At 45.0% G+C, this 18957-nt stretch carries 13 protein-coding genes and 1 pseudogene; 4 read left to right on the top strand and 10 right to left on the bottom strand.

The window, feature by feature from the left end; translation table 11 throughout:
• Positions 1-319 precede the first annotated feature (319 nt).
• Positions 320-1957, top strand: a complete 1638-nt coding sequence (locus NFHSH190041_RS06885) for a methyl-accepting chemotaxis protein (protein WP_261924522.1) — start codon at positions 320-322, stop codon at positions 1955-1957.
• A gap of 228 nt (positions 1958-2185) precedes the next feature.
• Here NFHSH190041_RS06885 and purF read toward each other — a convergent pair whose 3' ends face one another.
• The 9 genes and pseudogenes from purF to NFHSH190041_RS06840 all read right to left on the bottom strand — a co-directional run.
• Positions 2186-3700: an amidophosphoribosyltransferase gene (purF, locus tag NFHSH190041_RS06880; RefSeq protein WP_261924521.1), complete on the bottom strand. Its 1515-nt coding sequence runs from the start codon at positions 3698-3700 to the stop codon at positions 2186-2188.
• Positions 3701-3744: 44 nt separating this feature from the next.
• A complete protein-coding gene (locus tag NFHSH190041_RS06875; RefSeq protein WP_261924520.1) occupies positions 3745-4230 on the bottom strand; it encodes a CvpA family protein in 486 nt (161 codons plus the stop codon).
• 214 nt (positions 4231-4444) lie between these two features.
• Complete coding sequence (locus NFHSH190041_RS06870; protein ID WP_261924519.1) at positions 4445-5038, bottom strand: SPOR domain-containing protein; 594 nt, start codon at positions 5036-5038, stop codon at positions 4445-4447.
• Positions 5038-6294 carry a bifunctional tetrahydrofolate synthase/dihydrofolate synthase gene (folC, locus tag NFHSH190041_RS06865; protein ID WP_261924518.1) on the bottom strand — a complete coding sequence of 419 codons (1257 nt, stop codon included), beginning with the start codon at positions 6292-6294 and terminating at the stop codon, positions 5038-5040. Before folC ends, NFHSH190041_RS06870 begins: the two co-directional genes overlap by 1 nt.
• Before the next feature lie 47 nt (positions 6295-6341).
• On the bottom strand, positions 6342-7127 hold the full coding sequence (truA, locus tag NFHSH190041_RS06860; RefSeq protein WP_261924517.1) for a tRNA pseudouridine(38-40) synthase TruA: 786 nt from the start codon (positions 7125-7127) through the stop codon (positions 6342-6344).
• A 117-nt stretch (positions 7128-7244) separates the two neighbouring features.
• Complete coding sequence (locus NFHSH190041_RS06855; RefSeq protein ID WP_261924516.1) at positions 7245-11486, bottom strand: FimV/HubP family polar landmark protein; 4242 nt, start codon at positions 11484-11486, stop codon at positions 7245-7247.
• A 404-nt stretch (positions 11487-11890) separates the two neighbouring features.
• Entirely contained in the window at positions 11891-12907 is a 1017-nt protein-coding gene (locus tag NFHSH190041_RS06850; RefSeq protein WP_261924515.1) for an aspartate-semialdehyde dehydrogenase, read from the bottom strand.
• A 2-nt stretch (positions 12908-12909) separates the two neighbouring features.
• Positions 12910-14058: a 4-phosphoerythronate dehydrogenase gene (locus NFHSH190041_RS06845; protein ID WP_261925071.1), complete on the bottom strand. Its 1149-nt coding sequence runs from the start codon at positions 14056-14058 to the stop codon at positions 12910-12912.
• A gap of 182 nt (positions 14059-14240) precedes the next feature.
• Positions 14241-14721 (bottom strand): annotated as a pseudogene (locus NFHSH190041_RS06840) (transposase); the annotation flags it as partial.
• A 262-nt stretch (positions 14722-14983) separates the two neighbouring features.
• On the opposite strand from NFHSH190041_RS06840, the gene NFHSH190041_RS06835 reads away from it, so the two are divergent.
• The 3 genes from NFHSH190041_RS06835 to NFHSH190041_RS06825 all read left to right on the top strand — a co-directional run bounded on the left by NFHSH190041_RS06835 (position 14984) and on the right by NFHSH190041_RS06825 (position 17335).
• Entirely contained in the window at positions 14984-15934 is a 951-nt protein-coding gene (locus tag NFHSH190041_RS06835) for an IS30 family transposase (RefSeq protein WP_261921717.1), read from the top strand.
• Positions 15934-16482: an SMI1/KNR4 family protein gene (locus NFHSH190041_RS06830; protein ID WP_261924514.1), complete on the top strand. Its 549-nt coding sequence runs from the start codon at positions 15934-15936 to the stop codon at positions 16480-16482. Before NFHSH190041_RS06835 ends, NFHSH190041_RS06830 begins: the two co-directional genes overlap by 1 nt.
• 412 nt (positions 16483-16894) lie before the next feature.
• The gene (locus NFHSH190041_RS06825; protein WP_261924513.1) at positions 16895-17335 is read left to right on the top strand and encodes a hypothetical protein; all 441 of its coding nucleotides are present in this window, start codon (positions 16895-16897) and stop codon (positions 17333-17335) included.
• 397 nt (positions 17336-17732) lie between these two features.
• Here the strand turns inward: NFHSH190041_RS06825 and fabB are convergent, their stop codons facing one another.
• Positions 17733-18944, bottom strand: coding sequence for a beta-ketoacyl-ACP synthase I (gene fabB, locus NFHSH190041_RS06820; protein WP_261924512.1), 1212 nt, complete (start codon positions 18942-18944; stop codon positions 17733-17735).
• Positions 18945-18957: the final 13 nt, after the last annotated feature.

Genomic DNA, 18957 nt, shown 5'->3' with positions numbered 1-18957 from the left:
TATTTAATCAAATGATAATAGTTTCGATTATTTTTACATCTAGCCATAAATTTCCACTGGACAAGCACAATAAACTATTGGATTCTACAGCAATAGCCATTATGAATACTTCTCATTTTCATTAAATCACTATCAGACCATATGAAGCGATGTTTCTGCCAAAGCTGGTATTGAGACAGCCGTATTTTATTTTGCTGTACCTAACCATATTTCGGAAATAATCGAATTATTTACGCATGCATAACCATTAGATTATGCCAGAAATTGTAAGTTAACATTCTTAATGTCAAAGTACTGATATCAACTAAGGTTTTCTATTTTGAATTGGATAAAAAATATATCAATCAGTAAAAAAATATCCCTACCCTTTTTTATTATTATCCTTTTGCTAATCGGTTTGGGAATATATATTTATGCTAACTCAATTGATGTTGATAAAAAACTAGACAGTTTAACCAATAAGGCAGTGCCGGGTCTGAGTGCCATTGACTCTATGTATAGCCGTATTTCAGATTCACGTCGAGTACAACTGTTCTTTCTGGCTAAATCTGATAACCCAACCTTGATTGCTAATAAAATTATTAAAGTTGAAAATTATTATCGGGAAATAGATGCACTATTAGAGAAGTACCATTTCTATGTTGATAGTGAAAAAGAGCAAACAATTTACCTACAATTCAAACAAACTTGGCAAGACTACAAACATGAAGGATTAAAGGTTCATCGTCTCATCACCGATGGGCAAACTGCAGCAGCAGCCAAACAGTTTGATTATAGCCACAAAAAATTCACCGAATTAGATTCATTAACAACCAAACTATACCAGCTGAATTTAAATAATGTGAACCAAGAAAGCGATATGATCCGTGCAGCAATGAAAAATAGTCTTGACGGTACAGTTCTCTGTATCAGCACGCTTGCTATTATGCTGCTAGGTGTCAATTGGGGACTGGTTCGCCAAATTACCTATCCGGTCAGTCTAATTATTCGTTTAAACCGTGCCATCGCCAATGGTGATCTTAGTTATCATATTGATCGTAATAAGATTGCTAACGACGAATTTGGACAATTGGCTGATACCAGTATTATGATGCAACAACACCTAACACAGTTAATCACTAGCATCGTTCGCAGTGTTTCCCGTTTACAATCAGCTGTAGAAGAAGTCAGTGCTGTGGTAGGACAATCTTCAGCTGGAATGGCACAACAACAAGATAAAGTCACTCAGATAGTCACAGCGATTGAGCAAATGCGCACCAGTGTTGCTGATATTGTTACCAGTACTGAAACATCGACGCAACAAGCTAATCAAGTAAACCTAGATGCACAAGAAGGTAGCCGGAATATTTCATTAACCTTAAATCAAATTCAGCAAGCATCGGAAAAAATAGAGCAAGCTGGAATACTGGCTAGCGATCTTGAGCAAGCTTCAACCAATATAAATCTCGTTGTTGATGTCATTCGCAATATTGCTGAACAAACAAATCTGTTGGCATTAAATGCTGCTATTGAAGCTGCAAGAGCGGGCAATAATGGCAGAGGTTTTGCTGTTGTTGCCGCTGAAGTGAGAACATTAGCTGGTAGAACACAGGACTCAACAGAAGAAATAATTGCAATTATTAATCGGCTACAACACAGCGCAACAGTCGTTCAGCAAGTAACACAAGAAAGTAATGAGCTCATTAAAACCTGTGTTAATCAAAGTCAACTCACTGGTAGTAATATACAAGCGATAGAACAACAGATCAGTCAAATTAATCAAATGAGTCAACATATTGCCACAGCTTGTCATCAACAAAATGATGTCACTTTAGCATTGGACAATAGCATTAATGCGATTAACATCTCTGGTGATGAAATATCCCGTGGTACCCACCATACCGCAAACGCTTGCCAGGATTTAGCTGAATTATCGACACTACTACAAACTGAAGTAGATAAATTTAAACTTGCTTAAAAGACCCGATGACAATATGTCATCGGGTTATATAACCCATCACAGATATCAGAAGTTAGGTATCAATTGATACTTTTAAGCAGATAGTGCCGGGAAAAGAAGCAACACCCAAAAGGAGCGGCAACAAGCGCTTTACGCTTTATTGAAAGGTTCTTGCTTAGCATAAGTAAGCGGCAAACCTTTCATTGCAATTAAAGCGCTTTATCTCGAGCAATAAATGCCATCCTCTTAAGGATGACAGACATTATGTAACTCAAGATTAGTGCCGGCTTCCCGGTTGCGGTTAGCCTTGGCATCATCATTACGTAGTTGGGTTAAATGATCTAAATAGGCCTGATCCACATCCCGGGTAATATATTCACCATCAAAAACGGATGTTTCAAAACGACGGATATCCAAGTTTTCTTCCCGAACGGCTTCGACTAAATCACATAAATCTTGAAAAATAATCCCATCAGCCCCTATGATGCGTCCCACTTCTTCAGCATCCCGGCCATGGGCGATAAGTTCATTAGATGTTGGCATATCGATGCCATAAACATTAGGGAAACGGATTTCCGGCGCCGCTGATGCAAAATACACCTTGTTTGCCCCAGCCTCACGAGCCATTTCGATAATCTGCTCAGAGGTGGTTCCTCGTACAATGGAGTCATCCACCAGCAACACATTTTTCCCTTTAAACTCAGCACTAATGGCATTGAGTTTACGGCGAACCGATTTTTTCCGTTCTTGCTGCCCGGGCATAATAAATGTGCGGCCAATATAGCGGTTTTTCACAAATCCTTGTCGATATGGCAGATCCATGCAGCGAGCAATTTCCAACGCGATATCACAGGATGTCTCAGGAATCGGGATAACCACATCAATATCGTGCTCAAACCACTCCCGCTTAATTTTCTCTCCCAACCGTCGCCCCATATTGACCCGGCTGGCATACACAGAGACTTTATCAATACAGGAATCTGGACGCGCAAAATAGACATATTCAAATATACAAGGCACATAATCCGGTTCACTGGCACACTGACGGGTGAACAACTCACCGTCCTGTGTAATATAAACCGCTTCCCCCGGTGCCACATCCCGCATAACAGTGAAGCCAACGGCGTCAAGCGCGACACTTTCAGATGCCACCATATACTCGGTACCCGCGGCACTCTCTTTCTGACCTAATACCAATGGGCGGATGCCGAATGGATCGCGAAATGCCACCAAGCCCTGGCCGATAATCATTGCTGTAACTGCATATGCTCCTCGAGCCAAGCGGTGAACCGCCGCCACAGCATCAAACACCTGATCCTCGCTTAACTGCTCAGCACTGGTATGCTGCAGCTCATCAGCGAGCAAATTGAGCAATACCTCAGAGTCTGAACCGGTATTCACATGACGGCGCTGACGGGCCAGACGCGCCAACAAATCCGTAGTGTTGGTTAAATTACCGTTGTGAGCAAGGGAGATACCGAAAGGAGAATTAACATAAAAAGGCTGAGCTTCCGATGAACTGGAGCTACCCGCAGTAGGGTAACGCACATGGCCGATACCAGCACTGCCCTGCAAACGCTGCATATGCTTGGTTTGGAAAACATCCCGTACCAATCCATTGGCTTTACGCAGCCGAAACGCATTGCCATCGATGGTGACAATGCCTGCGGCATCCTGGCCACGGTGCTGCAATACCGTTAATGCGTCATAGATAGTCTGGTTAACCGCACTGCGGCCAACAATTCCGACAATACCACACATGGTTGAGCTTCCTCATTGTAAGATGTTCTATTTCAGACTTTTTATTATTTAGGTACAAAGCTTGAGGTATTTTCTAAATAGTGGAAAAACCACTGGATCACTACACCGAATTCAGGCACCAGTACTGAGTGTTGCCACCAGTCCGTTTTCGGTGCGCCGGTAAAGGCATCCATAAAGAACAGTACAGCACTAATAATCAGCGCACCACGTACAGCGCCAAAGACCACCCCCAATACTCTATCCGTGCCGGATAACCCGGTTTTACTCACCAATTGTCCCAAGAGGTAATTAACCAAGGCCCCGAGGATCAACGTCGTGATGAACAAGATAGCAATGGCGATGCCATTACGCACAATTTCATCAGAAAACTCGGTGAGATGGGCTGCTAATTCTTGGTAAAACTGACTAGCAATAAAAAAAGCGGCAAACCAGACGACAAGAGACATGGCTTCTTTAGCAAAGCCGCGGACTAAACTAATAACAGTAGACAGGCCGATAATGGCGATAATGACGTAATCAATCCAAACCATGAAAAATCTATCCTGGATAACGGTTTAAGACGGGCGGATTCTAACAGAGACCGGAGTTTATCTCACCATCCTTGCTGAAATTATTGACAATTATCAATTTCCTGTAGCGAACAGTCCCACGCCGATTCTTTTAGGCAGTAAAAAGGCCCGCAAGCGGGCCTAATAAATATCAGATTTAACGTCATTTCTATCGCCCAACCAGGGCTGTACCGTGCTACTGTGCCAAAGGGTCAAACGGAATGATCCGGCCTTTCAGATGCGTCAATTTCTCAACCCGAGGTTTGAGCTGTTCAATACGCTGTTTAGTAATATCCGGCCCCACAAAAACCTTGGTGATCTTACCTGCTTGAGGCGTTGATGGAATGGTGTACGCATCAAAACCAGAGTGGCGTAGTTGCTCGACTAACGCGGTCACATTAGTGCTGTTTTTAAAACTCCCCAGTTGCAGTGTCCAGCCTTTTTGCACCTTATCCGTCACACTGGATTTCTCCGCCACGGCATGGGAGTTTTGTGCAGTTTTTTCAATGCTCCAGCCGCCATTTGTTGCGGGTTTCAACTCAACAGCAGCATGTTTGATTTCATGCTTAGTTTGGGGATTAACCGGTGCCATAGTGTCAGCAACATTAATCACTTTCAGGTTCACCGGCTCCTGCTGCACACTGGCGGCAGTCGGCCGCAGCGGAATTTCGGTAAACTCCTCCTGCACCCGCTCTTTTTTGCCATCAAGAATATCTGGCAGAAATATGACCCCCAGTGCCACCAGCACTATGGTACCCACCAGACGGTTCTGAAACTGACTCACTAACATTATTCCCCGTTCATTAAAGACTTAACACCAGATACAGTGTAAAAGGAGCCAAATACAATTACCACATCGTCGGGCTGCATAACGGCGGATAATGCCCGCCAGGCCGCATCAATATGCGCAAAACTATGCACATCTGCCCCCGCTGGCATTGCAGCAGACAATCTGTCAGCATCAGCCCCCCGCTCAGTATCTAACCCCGTAATATACCAATGATCCACCACAGGACTCATCACTTGGATAACCCCTTCAATATCCTTATCTTTAAGCATGCCACATAGCGCCAACACCCGCCGACCTGCAAATGCCGCCATCTGACTGGCCAAGTAACGGGCGGCATGGGGATTATGAGCCACATCCAAATAAATAGCCGGATGCTCACTAACACGCTCAAATCGGCCGGTTAATCTGGCTAACGATAACCCGTTGCGGATACAGTCTTGATCAAAGGCCGGATACAGACATTCCAGTGCCGCTAATGCCGTGGCCGCATTGGGTAAGGGTAAATTAGGCACAGGAAGATTATCCACTTGAATAAATCGGCCATGAAACTGCCATAGCTCGCCTGTGCGCTGATAATTGAATGCCTGTCCCACTGCCAGCAATTGCGCGCCTTTTTCTTTAGCAACTTGCACCACTGTCTGCGGTAAATCCGGCTCGCCAACAACCGCAGGGCTACCGGCTTTAAAAATACCAGCTTTTTCATACCCTACCGCATCCCGGGTGTTGCCTAGATAATCCTGATGATCCAGATCAATCGCTGTCACTACAGCCACATCGGCATCAATAATATTGGTGGCATCCAAACGCCCGCCCAAGCCCACTTCTAAGATCACCACATCCAACTGGGCAGCCTTAAATAGCTGCAATGCCGCCAATGTTGCAAACTCAAAAAAGGTCAGCGAGATGGATCCCCGGGCGGCCTCGATTTCGCAAAAGGCTGCTATCAGCGCCGCATCGGAAGCATCTTGGCCGCAAATCCGCACCCGCTCGTTATAGCGCAGTAAATGGGGAGAGCTATAAACGCCAACCCGCTTACCCGCCTGAGCCAACATGCTTTCTAACATGACACAGGTTGTTCCCTTACCATTGGTGCCACCTACAGTGATAACCTTGGCCGCGCCTAATGTCAGCAACGACATACGCCGGGCCACTTCGCTGACCCGAGCCAGCCCCATATCAATTTCACTGAGGTGGATCGCTAACAAATAATCGAGCCACTGTTGCAGCGATGCTTCACTTGATGGTGCAGTATGCATTTTTTACAAATCCTAAATAGCAATCGACAGAGATAGATCCTGAACAATCAATCAGGCATAAACAGCGGACCAAGTGCCAATTTTGGCAATTGATAGTCTTCTGGATAAGTGACATCTACCAAATATAACCCGTGAGGTTTTGCTGTCGCGGCGGCTTTAGTTCTATCCTTCAAAGCCAATAATGTGCGGATCCAATCTAATGGTTGCCGCCCCAACCCAATCTCCAGCAAAGAGCCGACGATATTACGCACCATATGGTGTAAAAAAGCATTGGCCTGAATATCCACAATGACATACATGCCCTGACGGGTCACACTGACCCGGTGCACATTGCGAAATGGCGTACGGGACTGACATTGAATGGCCCGAAAGCTGGTAAAGTCCTGCTCGCCCAGCAATGCCTGTGCGGCCATGTGCATTTTGCCCTCATCAATATCACCATGATAATGGCTGACACCTTGCCGTAAAATCCCAGGGCGGAAGTTGTGGTTATAAATCACATAGCGGTAGCGGCGGGCGGTGGCTGAAAAGCGAGCATGAAATTCATCATCCACTGTTCGAGCCCAGCGAACGGCGATGCCATCAGGCAAGTGGGCATTCACACCCAATGTCCAAGCCCCTTCTTTTCGGCTAGCATTGGTATCAAAATGCACCACTTGACCTGTGGCATGCACACCGGCATCGGTGCGACCAGCACACTGCAATTCAATCGGCTCATTAGCCACAATAGATAACGCCCGTTCTAACTGGGCCTGAACCGAGTCGACTTCGGCCTGACGCTGCCAGCCATAAAAGGCGCTACCGTCATATTCGACTCCCAATGCGATTCGCATGCTGTCACTCTCTCTACGGATATCACAGCCCATTGGCTGCGTTAAAAATTGCCGCCAAGTCTACCATAAGCAAGGTAAAAAAAACGGCGCATAAAGCGCCGCTCAGTATCGGTTCGTTTATCGCATTTTTTTCAGCAGTTGACCCGCCTCTTCCTGCTGCCGGACATTGCCATCAACGCCGACTTCCTGCAACAAGACAATAGCGCTGTCTTTATCATCAATTTCCATATAAGCTCTGGCCAGATCTAATTTGGCATTAATGGCATTTTCTGCATCATCTACATCCACCATGGCACTGTCGCCAATAATCTCCTTAATATCATCCATTGCCACTTGAGCCGGGCCTTGGTAGTTATCAACTGTCTCACTGGCATCAGCATCATTGAGCAGGCGTTCAATATCAATAAAATCATGATCCTGTTCAAACTTTGCTAGCGCTTCTTCATGCGCTTCCGCCCCCACCACTGCCTGCAACGCGGGTGCTTCAACGCTGTTCACATCGCTATCAGAAGCCATATCAACAGCTTCATCCAATGCACTTTGCGCCATCGCAGCCAGCACCTGCTCATCACTCAGATCCGCATCATCGCTAGAGGGCATATTTGATGCTGCAGTCCCAGTGATATCAATCTCAGGAGTCGCTGGTGCCAGAGGCTCATGGTCAACTTCCCCATGAGATTCAACTGTCTGATAAGCCGCGGCTAAATCAGCATCAGTCAAGATGGCATCATCTTCATCTGACTCAGAAGCAGTTATCTCAGCATCAGCGAGCGTAGAGTTTGTCTCAGAGGATTGCGTCCCATCCCCAGTATCAATATCAGTGTTGAGATCAACGTCCGTATCAACCCCAGCCACGGGCTCTGCTGGCGATATAGCTTGGGAAAGCTCGATATCTGAAATAAGTTCGGGATCTGCGGATAAGTCATCATCGCTAGAGCTGTCTTCACGCTCAGTGTCATCACCTGCTTCTACCTCCGCAAGATGAGCTGCCTCACCCTCAACGGCATGATCATCACTGAGCGTAGCCAGCAGTGAATCAAGATCTGCGTCATCATCCGCCACAACCCCCATATCGGCCAACGCGTCATCTAACTCTGCAGATAATTGATGATTCACATGGTGCTCGCCATCTTCAATCTCAGCCTGTACATCCACATCAGCTGCGTCAGGCTCAACCTCTGAGCTAAGGTTTACATCTGATGTGTCATCGGCATTCGCGTTATCAGCCTGACTATCGGCCACCCAACCTTCTAGTTCAGCCTCAAATTCCGCCATCATGGCATCAACATCGGCGCTATTTTCTGGAAAATTATTATCTTCCGAAAAATCACTCTCATCCGGCTCTGAGTCAACATTCGTATCTAATCCGGTGGTGACCACATCTGCCAGTTCAATTTCTGGCTCTGTCTCAGCAGTATTTACCTCCTCAGAGGCGGAGCCCATCATTGATGGAACGGCATCTTCTGTCAGGGGCTCTACAGGAGCACTATCAGCAACACCCTCCACTAATTCATTATCTGGCTCTGGCTCTGGCTCTGGCTCTGGCTCTGGCTCTGGCTCTGGCTCTGGCTCTGGCTCTGGCTCTGGCTCTGGCTCTGGCTCTGGCTCTGGCTCTGGCTCTGGCTCTGGCTCTGGCTCTGGCTCTGGCAGGATGCTGTTATCAAGCTGCGATGCAACCTCTTCTCGTTCAATATCCGCTAACATGGCATCTAATGCCGTCAATGCAGAAGTATCAACCTCATCTCCCAGTATATGATTGGCTGCAATTTCCGGAGCAAGAACCCTGTCCTCTTGTCGCTCATCTGCCTCAATATGCGCAACTAATTCATTTGAGATTAATTCAGCAGCATCATTGTCAGATGAGGCATTATCATGCGCTAACTCATCTAAAGGCTCTGCCATCAATGCAGCATCGGGTGCTACATCTGCAAGCTGCGCTGCCAAATCTTCGTTATTGCTCGGAGTCGATCCAACCCTTGCATCTTCAACGTCTTCATCATCAGATCCTGCATCAAGTAATGCGGCACTATCATCATCTGCGGCAACGGCCTGCGCACTTGACTCTTCCTGAGTCTGCTCAGGTTCAACCTCAACTTCAGCTAACAATGCATCAATATCATCCTGCCCAGCATCGACTGTGTCAGTGCTTACCTCTGGCTCAATATCAGTAGTCGTGTCGATATCAGCATCAGATTCCGCATCGACACCGGCTAACAGCGCATCAATATCATCTAGGCCCGCATCGACTGTGTCAGAGCCTACCTCTGGCTCAATATCAGTAGTCGTGTCGATATCAACATCAGGCTCCGCATCAACACCGGCTAACAGCGCATCGATATCATCTTGCCCAGCATCTACTGTGTCAGTACTTACCTCTGGCTCAATATCAGTAGTCGTGTCGATATCAACATCAGGCTCCGCATCAACACCGGCTAACAGTGCATCGATATCATCCTGACCAGCATCCACCGAGTCAGTGCTTACCTCAGGCTCAATATCAGTAGTCGTGTCGATATCAACATCAGGCTCCGCATCCACATTGGCTAATAGCGCATCAATATCATCCTGGTCAGCATCAACCGAGTCAGTGCTTACCTCAGCCTCAATATCAGTAATCGTGTCGATATCAGCATCAGGCTCCGCATCAACACCGGCTAACAGTGCATCGATATCATCCTGCCCGGCATCTACTGTATCAGTGCTTACCTCAGGCTCAATATCAGTAGTCGTGTCAATATCAGCATCAGGCTCAACATCAACACCGGCTAACAGTGCATCGATATCATCCTGCCCAGCATCGACTGTGTCAGTGCTTACCTCAGGCTCAACATCAGTAGTCGTGTCGATATCAGCATCAGGTTCCCCATCCACACCGGCTAACAGTGCATCAATATCATCCTGCCCGGCATCAGTCGTTTCTGCCTGACTGTTATCAAGGGGGGCAGAAGCATTCTCCTCAGTGGGTTCATCTAACGCCGATAGCATGGTATCTATGTCATCTGTTTCTTGCTCGGCTATATGGGGATCGACTTCGGTTGCAATCTCCTCAGTGATATCTTCTTGGGTGTCGCCCTCTATTTCTTCATCCAGTAATGCATCCAAATCCTGGCTTGGCTCAGTAGATGCACCTGATGACAATTCCCCATCTTCAGCCAATAAACTGTCTAAATCAGTTTCATCATTCTCTCGCCTCGCCTCGCCTTCTTCCTGCTCACCTAGCGCATCTGCCCACAAATCATCTAAAGATTGAGGTGTATCATCATTCGACTGCTGTAATTCAGCATCATCCAGTAAATGATCTGCCGCAGCGATGCCATCATCCTCAGCCAGCAATTTATCCAAATGATCATCATGATCATCATGATCATCAAGATGTACGGAGAGATCGTCATCACCTCCTATATCATCGGCCACAGCAGCTGTTGCTACTGCAGCAACAGCTGCACCGCCAGCCACTATAGATGCACTCGCAGATTCTGAACTTATCTCAGGGTCAGTGCGAACGGTTGCATCAGGCTGTTTTTTCGGTCGTAGCACTACCCATAACCCCAACAAGAGAATGAGTGTTAATAATGAAATAGCGATCCCAAGCATTACTGGGCTGGCCATAACACCTGTGTCCTGCGGTTCACTTTGTGCTAACTCAGCTTCTTGCTCCAATAACGTCAATTGGGTTTTCAGTGCCTGATTTTCTTCTTTAGTCGTCAACAACTCTTGGGTCACTATGCCCAATTCATTATTGGCAGATTTAATTTTTCCTTTCAGGTTTTCAATATCATTACGACTGACAACAATCTGATCCAATGCCCGGCCTAATTCATCCGTCAGCGCCAGGTTTTTTTCCTGCAACGCATCAACAGAAGCGGATAAGGTTTGTAATTGTCCTAAAGCAGCTTGCTCAGATTGCTCCGCCTGCTGCTGGGCGGCCAGCGCTTCAGCTAATGGCTTAGCCTCTTGCTGTATTGCCTGCTGTTGCCAACTTTTGTCATCTTGACTAGCCCGAGCCCGAGCCAATGACGCTGGAACCGCTGCGATCTCGGCCCGTGACGGAATAGCCAAAATCATGCCCTTTTCTAAGCTGTTGTAATTATCAGAAGCAAAAGCATGGGGGTTAGCATCAAAAATTGCCGCCATCACTTGGTAAACAGTAACACCATTATCCGGACGAACCTGCTGGGCAATACTCCAAAAAGTATCATTCGGAGAAGTTGGCCCATATTGAGTGACAGATTGGTTCACTTCACCCTGAGGACCTGACAGTGTCAAAGAATCGGCTACAGACAATGGGCTGGATAACATGAATAAAACAAGCGGCAGAAAGCGGCTTATCCGCAGCAGAGGTAAAATGCGAAAAATCATCGTCCTTCCCTTTCCATCGCATGGAAAACGCCACGCAAAGGTGGCGTTAGGCAATTGTATTTATTGAGATCACTATAAACCAGAAATGCTATCCCTGCTAGCATACCCCAATCACATTACCGCGCATTGGATAACGCCTGTTACCCAATGTTACGCAACAAGTCATGGTTAAAAAGGAAATGCATATTCAGGAATATGCCCGACTACTTTGAGTAACCATCCAAACAAAATAGTAAGAATAATTAATCAAACAATAAATCCTGTTCGGGTACTTAATTTAATGCGGTTCTAAATAAAGACAAGTTAAGATAAATAAAAACGTACTAAGTCATCCAAAAATAAAGGCTCATAAAATGAGCCTTTATTTTATAAGCCTACAATTAACTAGGCATAAAACTGGCGAATTAATAGTAATCCCGGATCAGAATTTCGGCTATTTGCACACTGTTTAATGCAGCGCCTTTACGAATATTATCGGCAACAACCCAAAGGTTGATTCCATTAGGGTGGGAAATATCCTTACGCACCCGGCCAACATAAACCGGATCTGTACCCGCAGCATGGGTTACCGCAGTTGGATATTCTTCATCAGACTCGAATAATTCGATACCTTCCGCATGGCGCAGTACCGCTTTAACATCCTCAGCTTCAACCGGCTGCAGAGTTTCAATATGGATCGCTTCAGAATGCCCATAAAATACTGGAATACGCACTGCTGTCGGATTCACTGTAATGCTGGTATCACCAAAAATTTTCTGGGTTTCCCACACCATTTTCATTTCTTCTTTGGTGTAGCCATTATCCATAAACTTATCGATCTGTGGCAGCGCATTAAAGGCAATCTGCTGCGGATAAACCTCAGACTCTGCCGGCAGGCCCTGTAGCAACTTGGCACACTGCTTTGCCAACTCTTCAATTGCTCGCTTACCCGTACCGGATACCGACTGATAAGTCGCCACATTAATACGACTGATACCAAAGGCATCATAAATCGGCTTCAGTGCTACCAGCATTTGGATGGTGGAACAGTTTGGGTTAGCAATGATATTGCGATTACGAAAATCCGCAATAGCCTGAGGATTCACTTCCGGTACCACTAAAGGTACATCATAGTCATAACGGAAATGTGAGGTGTTATCGATCACCACACAACCATGCTCAGCGGCAATTGGCGCCCATTTAGCAGAAACATCACCACCAGCAGAGAAGAAACCAATCTGCGCTTGAGACCAATCAAATGAGTCTACATCCAGAATTTCAATCTGTTTACCATGGAAGCTGACCGTATCTCCGGCACTGCGGCTGCTGGCCAGCGGATAAAGATTGGCAACAGGGAAATTGCGCTCTTCGAGAATTTCGATCATGGTTTGACCGACTGCGCCGGATGCGCCTAATACGACAACATTATATTCCTGCGACATAATTACAGATTGACTCCTGAAAATCCTAATTTGGTCAACCAATCTACCTCAAACGCCCCCTCATTGACCAGCGTCAGAACACTCAATTCCCTACGGTGGCGGTGATTTCGCCGCATTTGGTCAAAACCACCGGACTGACCGGCATAAAAGCGGAACAATTTATCATCATCGCGCAAATCATAGACCAATCGGCACAATTGCCTCAGCCCAGCTTCATCAGGAGACGCCGATAGGGTTAACTGATTAAATATCGCTTCTGGCAACAAGTCTGACAATTCGATGTCAACCTCACATTGTTGTAATCTGGCAAGTTGCTGCCGTAACATCAATGTCCCCCGCGCTCGTCCTTCAAGGCTATAACCAGCAATATGTGGCGTGGCAATATCTGCTCGCTCAATCAAAGCGCTGATAGGTGTCGGCTCCCCAGCCCAGACATCCAGTGCCAATTTGATGTCCGGACGTGTCAATGCCAACTGTAACAATGCCGGATTATCAATCACATCACCTCGACTGGTATTAATTAACCAACACCCAGGCCGCAATTGAGCCAACCGCTGATGATCAAACAGATGCCAGGTTGGATAAGGCCCTTCCCGAGTTAACGGCACATGTAAACTGATAACATCACACTCATGGATTAGCTCATCCAGCTGTGTATATTGGCGTCTTGTTGACGTAGTCGAATGAGTGTCAGCTTCTGCAAGCAAGGGGTCGCACAATAAATATTCAACATGATAAGCCGCAAGACAACGCGCCAACGCAGAGCCAGTATTACCCGCGCCGACAATCCCCACTTTTTTACCTGCTAACGGCTCACGGGTTATCCCGGCCAGTTCAAGCATGGCCATAAAAGCAAACTCCCCAACAGCTGTGGCATTGCAGCCAGGGGCATGGGCAAACTCAATGCTGCGGGAAATCAGCAATTGCTGATCAATATGATCAGTTCCTATTGTGGCACTGCCAATAAAACTTAATCGATTCGCCTGCGACAGCAAGGCAGCATTAACCTGGGTCACTGAGCGGACTAACAGTACATCAGCATCAATCAAGTGCGAGGGAGAAAGGCTGCGCCCATCAACTAAACTAACCTCACCCAGTGGTTCAAACAGTTGCGATACAAAGGGCATATTTTCATCGGCAATGATTCTCATCATAATCTTGTAGGGTCATTGTTATAGTATTGTTTGTACAAATTGTAACCCAAGCGCCACACCTCATCGCAGCGATTTAGCTCACGATTTAGTGTTTTTCGATGCCGTTATCATCTTGGCTGCAGTCTCTCCCCCATGACGACAGTGCAATATCTTTACATCTTCCACACAAGGCTTACTTAAGCACCAATGATTTCATATGTAGCGGCATCCATTGCCAAATGAAGCTTGCGCCAAATCCGACGTTTTTCTTTGCCGTGCTTACGCATTTTCCATTCACCATACACTTTGAGACCCGTAGCATCGACAACAGCATACGCAACTGCACCTCTACAGGATTGCGATACTTGATGTTCACCGGCTAAGCGCGTTTACTGATACAGCTGTAATCAGGGTCAGTTAACGATATCTTCATCAGTTAAAACAGGGAATTGATAAACCCTTCTGTCGCAGGCAAAGACAGCTTAAAATCCCTGTGGGCATCAAAGCTGTTTTAATAGCAGTGTCGCTGAATTGAGATATTCGGCCATGTCTGCCGAGATGCTGCGTGCAATGGCAAGTGTTGATGACTGCTTCGTTCAACCAACAAGTGACCGTTTCACGGTTAATCAATGTCTGATTGTATTGCTTCCAATTGGTGATTTTGCGCTTTGACTTACCTATGACATTGACCGAAAACCTACTTTGCAAGATCAGATAATGGAGAGACAAAAAAGTTCCGCATATATTTAGGCTACAACGCCGATAAACGCACTCAAATATCGATATAAAATAACAAGGTAATGAAAAGATGCACGTAAAGGTAGGAAATTGAATTGTTCTTGAATTCAGATAATAAGTGCACCACTCATGGTTAAACGGTAAGAAGAGATCAACTGCCTGTAGGTGGTACTCTATCGTCGCCAAACAAATAGAAGTCATTACCATGAGTTACAAGCAGTTGATCGAAGGGCAACGATACCAGATCGAAGCCTACCTACGCGAGGGCTTCAGCTATCGAGCAATCGGCAAACGCTTAAAAGTGAGCCACAGCACGGTGAGTAGAGAGGTTCGTCGTAACCGTATTCGTGACAATCATTATTTGCCTGAAGTTGCACAGGCCAAGACAGTTAAGCGCCGCTGCCAGGCTGCCAAAAATCGAGTGTCTGTAACGACCGTCACTTTCGTTGAGTTCGGACTGAAGCAAAAGTGGAGTCCAGAACAAATCGCGGGCGTAGGTCAACTTATCGGTTACCCTGTCAGTCATGCATGGATTTATGGCTTTGTTCAGCAGGACAAGCAGCGTGGCGGAAAGCTCTATAAAGCGCTGAGACGCGGTCATCGTAAATACCGCAAAGGCTGTCGTGCGAAACGGGTTATCATTCCAAATCGCATAGGTATTGAACACCGGCCGGCAGTTGTCGACGAAAAAGCACGATTAGGTGATTGGGAAGCCGATACGGTGTTGGGAAAACAAGGCACTGGCGCTATAGTCAGTTTGGTTGAACGCAAAAGCAAACTGTATCTAATCCGTAAAGTGCCCGCCAAAAGCGCAGCCGATGTGAGCCGAGCCATGATAGGCATGCTTTGGCGGTATCGCAGTCACGTTCACACTATCACAGCGGACAATGGCAGCGAGTTCTGTGACCATCAAAAGGTTGCACAAGCACTGAAGGTAGATATCTATTTCGCCAACCCATACTCATCATGGGAACGTGGGTTGAATGAGAATTTCAATGGTCTGTTGCGGCAGTATATCCGCAAGGGAACTGATTTACGCACGGTAACGGATAAGCAAATTGCTGACATCGAACGAGCACTTAACTCACGTCCGAGAAAGTGCCTTGGTTTCAAACAGCCTGCTGTAGTATTCGATGAATTACGAAAAGCAGCTTAATGAAGCGAGTGGTGCACTTCGGGGTTGAATGCGCGTCTTATTCTATAAAAAAAATTAAACAACTTATAATTGATAGAAAACTTGCTAATGAATCGGAAATACAAGGGGTTGATCTTTCTGACATTGATTTTTTAGAATCTAAGTTTTGTATTCATATTCCAGATTTTTATAAAGAATTTTTGATCACATTAGGGCGCTGCGGTGGTGTTTTAGCTCGTAAACAAATATTTTTATTTCAAGACCTAATGTACATAAAAACACTGTTTGATGAAATGCTAAATGACGATGAAATAGACTTAACACTTCCCCCTGCATCATTATTAGTTTTTAATTTTGAGTCAACTTTTGACTATATTATTTGCAATGTTAATAAGAAAGATCCCGTTGTATATCGTATAGACTTACATACAGATTCAGGCATTTCACAAACCAAACTATATGATAATTTTTCTGATTATCTACATAACCTTGTCATGACAACTGGAGTTAAGACTCTTCCATCAGCATTCCATGTGAATAAAGATGGGAAAATTATATCCGACAACTAATGAAATATAACATTCATCAAATGTAAAAGTAATATTCTAGATATTATAGCGTAAAACCTATCCTCGCGAATTCAAGCTCCTAATAGATTTTTTAGATTAATGTGTTGCTCATTAGAAACTGATCGAAGTGAGCAATATATCACCACAAACATTTGATGTCTTTTTTTGTTTATTGTCTCTGCCAAATACGTAGCTATCTATTTGAAGAAAGAATGCTTATTATAAACTGAAAACAAAGAGGCTATCGATATTTTCATCGATCGTAACGATAGTGTTTCTCAATATAAGAAAAGCATTTTGAAACGTTTAGTTAAAAGAAATGAAGTATGGATAAACAAGTTTTGACACTAAATAGATAGAAAAATAAATAAAAGTGTTTTCCAATTTAATATTATATAGTGATTAATTGCTAATGAAATACAGATATAATGCTGAAATTCAGATAAATGTAGACTTCGATTTAAGTCAAACTATTTATAAATTAAACGAAGTTGCTAATGTGTTAGAGAGTTTATTTCGTGGGTTTATTTTTGAAAATGATAATGGTGAAAGATTTGATGAAGCGCCAGCATTTGTTGCGATTCTTGATGGAATAGAACTTATCTTAATGGGCCCCCCAGATGACGTATATGAAGTGTATGACGAAATTGAAAATGCCAACTTTTTTTGTTTCAGCATGAAGACTAAATCCCCAATTGATTTAGAAACGTATAAGCAATATAACTCCAAAGTTTTAAATTTTTTACTAAATGAGGAGTTGAAATCAGATAATGGAATCTTTATTGATGTGACATTTGACTTGATTAATTTCATTAATAACAATTCCAACCTAAAATGCGAGCAACTTACTTAACGAAAATAGGTAACAACTAAATATTGTTGTCAACATTTTTTATAAATCAACACATGTCGGGGATATAAATTTTGAAGATGTGATAAGACTACTTTCAATTAAAACCTGAAAATAAATACCGTATCTAACAGCTACTACATCTATTAACGCGCGTATTGTTGCAAACCTTTACTTTCATCGCCAAAATTAATACCGCTTTTATGTTCTCAAAATCTCAGTACCGATTAACGCAGTATAATGGCTTTGGTTTTACAATCATAAATCCCCTTCAAAGCCAATAACGGCTGACCATCACTGATAGCAGTTAAACCTCTACTTTTCACACAGTAAAAAAGGGAAGCTAAGCTTCCCTTTTAAAATAAATACAAGTGTTGTCGTATCAGACAGCCAAATATGCTTAACGGTATTTTTTCAGCACTAACGTGGCATTAGTACCACCGAAACCAAAACTGTTACTCATGACTGTGTTTAATTCTTTTTCTTCAAACTCAGTCACAATTGGCAATCCTTGCGCATTTTCATCTAGCGTTTCAATATTGATACTTGGAGCAATGAAGTTATTGGTCAGCATCAAGGTTGAATAAATTGCTTCATGCACGCCAGCAGCGCCTAAGGCATGACCAGTCATAGACTTAGTTGAGGCAATGGCTGGCATCTTGTCACCGAAAACTTCTTTCAGCGCTTCCAGCTCACGCACATCACCCACAGGTGTTGAGGTACCATGCGTGTTGACATAATCAATCTCACCTTCAACATCCGCCAGAGCCTGTTGCATACAACGCACTGCGCCTTCTCCAGAAGGTGCAACCATGTCATAACCATCAGATGATGCGCCATAACCAATAATTTCTGCATAAATTTTCGCGCCGCGAGCCAAAGCATGTTCCAACTCTTCGACGACAACAATGCCACCACCTGCTGACATCACAAAACCATCACGGTTAGCATCATAAGGACGAGAGGCTTGCTGTGGGGTGTCGTTGTACTTGGTAGACAATGCGCCCATAGCATCAAAGCCCATGGCCAAAGTCCAATCTAGCTCTTCTGCACCACCGGCAAACACCATGTCTTGCTTACCCAGCTGAATTAATTCAGCGGCGTGACCAATACAGTGGGCACTGGTCGCACAAGCAGAACTGATGGAATAGTTAACACCTTTGATTTTAAACGGTGTTGCCAAACAGGCACTGGTGGTACTGGCCATAATGCGTGGCACAATATAAGGGCCAACCCGTTTCACACCTTTAGCGCGCAGCGTATCGGCAGCCTGTACCTGGTTAGAAGAAGATGCACCGCCTGAACCGACAACCAAACCAACCCGAGGATCAGAATATTGGCTCTCTTCCAGCTCAGCATCAGCAATTGCTTCTTGCATCGCCAGATAAGCATAGGCTGCGGCATCACCCATAAAGCGCAGCGCTTTACGGTCAATTAAATCGGCAGGATTAAGTTTGATATCACCCCACACCTGACTGCGCAGTTTCATCTCTTCAAACTGCTCAGAGTGAGTCACACCACTGCGCCCGGCTTTCAGTGATTCAATCACTTCGTTTTTGTTATTACCGATGCTCGAAACAATACCCATTCCGGTGATTACGACTCTTTTCATTGTTTACTATCCA

It is taken from the genome of Shewanella sp. NFH-SH190041, from assembly GCF_024363255.1.
Lineage (GTDB): Bacteria > Pseudomonadota > Gammaproteobacteria > Enterobacterales > Shewanellaceae > Shewanella.
The sequence above is the reverse complement of the archived record's forward strand: the minus strand, read 5'-3'. Positions and strand labels throughout refer to the sequence as shown.

Coding starts and splice junctions, on each gene's coding strand:
- purF (WP_261924521.1), bottom strand. CDS start 3,700: ATGTGTGGTATTGTCGGAATTGTTGGCCGCAGTGCGGTTAACCAGACT.
- NFHSH190041_RS06875 (WP_261924520.1), bottom strand. CDS start 4,230: ATGGTTTGGATTGATTACGTCATTATCGCCATTATCGGCCTGTCTACT.
- NFHSH190041_RS06870 (WP_261924519.1), bottom strand. CDS start 5,038: ATGTTAGTGAGTCAGTTTCAGAACCGTCTGGTGGGTACCATAGTGCTG.
- folC (WP_261924518.1), bottom strand. CDS start 6,294: ATGCATACTGCACCATCAAGTGAAGCATCGCTGCAACAGTGGCTCGAT.
- truA (WP_261924517.1), bottom strand. CDS start 7,127: ATGCGAATCGCATTGGGAGTCGAATATGACGGTAGCGCCTTTTATGGC.
- NFHSH190041_RS06855 (WP_261924516.1), bottom strand. CDS start 11,486: ATGATTTTTCGCATTTTACCTCTGCTGCGGATAAGCCGCTTTCTGCCG.
- NFHSH190041_RS06850 (WP_261924515.1), bottom strand. CDS start 12,907: ATGTCGCAGGAATATAATGTTGTCGTATTAGGCGCATCCGGCGCAGTC.
- NFHSH190041_RS06845 (WP_261925071.1), bottom strand. CDS start 14,058: ATGAGAATCATTGCCGATGAAAATATGCCCTTTGTATCGCAACTGTTT.
- NFHSH190041_RS06835 (WP_261921717.1), top strand. CDS start 14,984: ATGAGTTACAAGCAGTTGATCGAAGGGCAACGATACCAGATCGAAGCC.
- NFHSH190041_RS06830 (WP_261924514.1), top strand. CDS start 15,934: ATGAAGCGAGTGGTGCACTTCGGGGTTGAATGCGCGTCTTATTCTATA.
- NFHSH190041_RS06825 (WP_261924513.1), top strand. CDS start 16,895: ATGAAATACAGATATAATGCTGAAATTCAGATAAATGTAGACTTCGAT.
- fabB (WP_261924512.1), bottom strand. CDS start 18,944: ATGAAAAGAGTCGTAATCACCGGAATGGGTATTGTTTCGAGCATCGGT.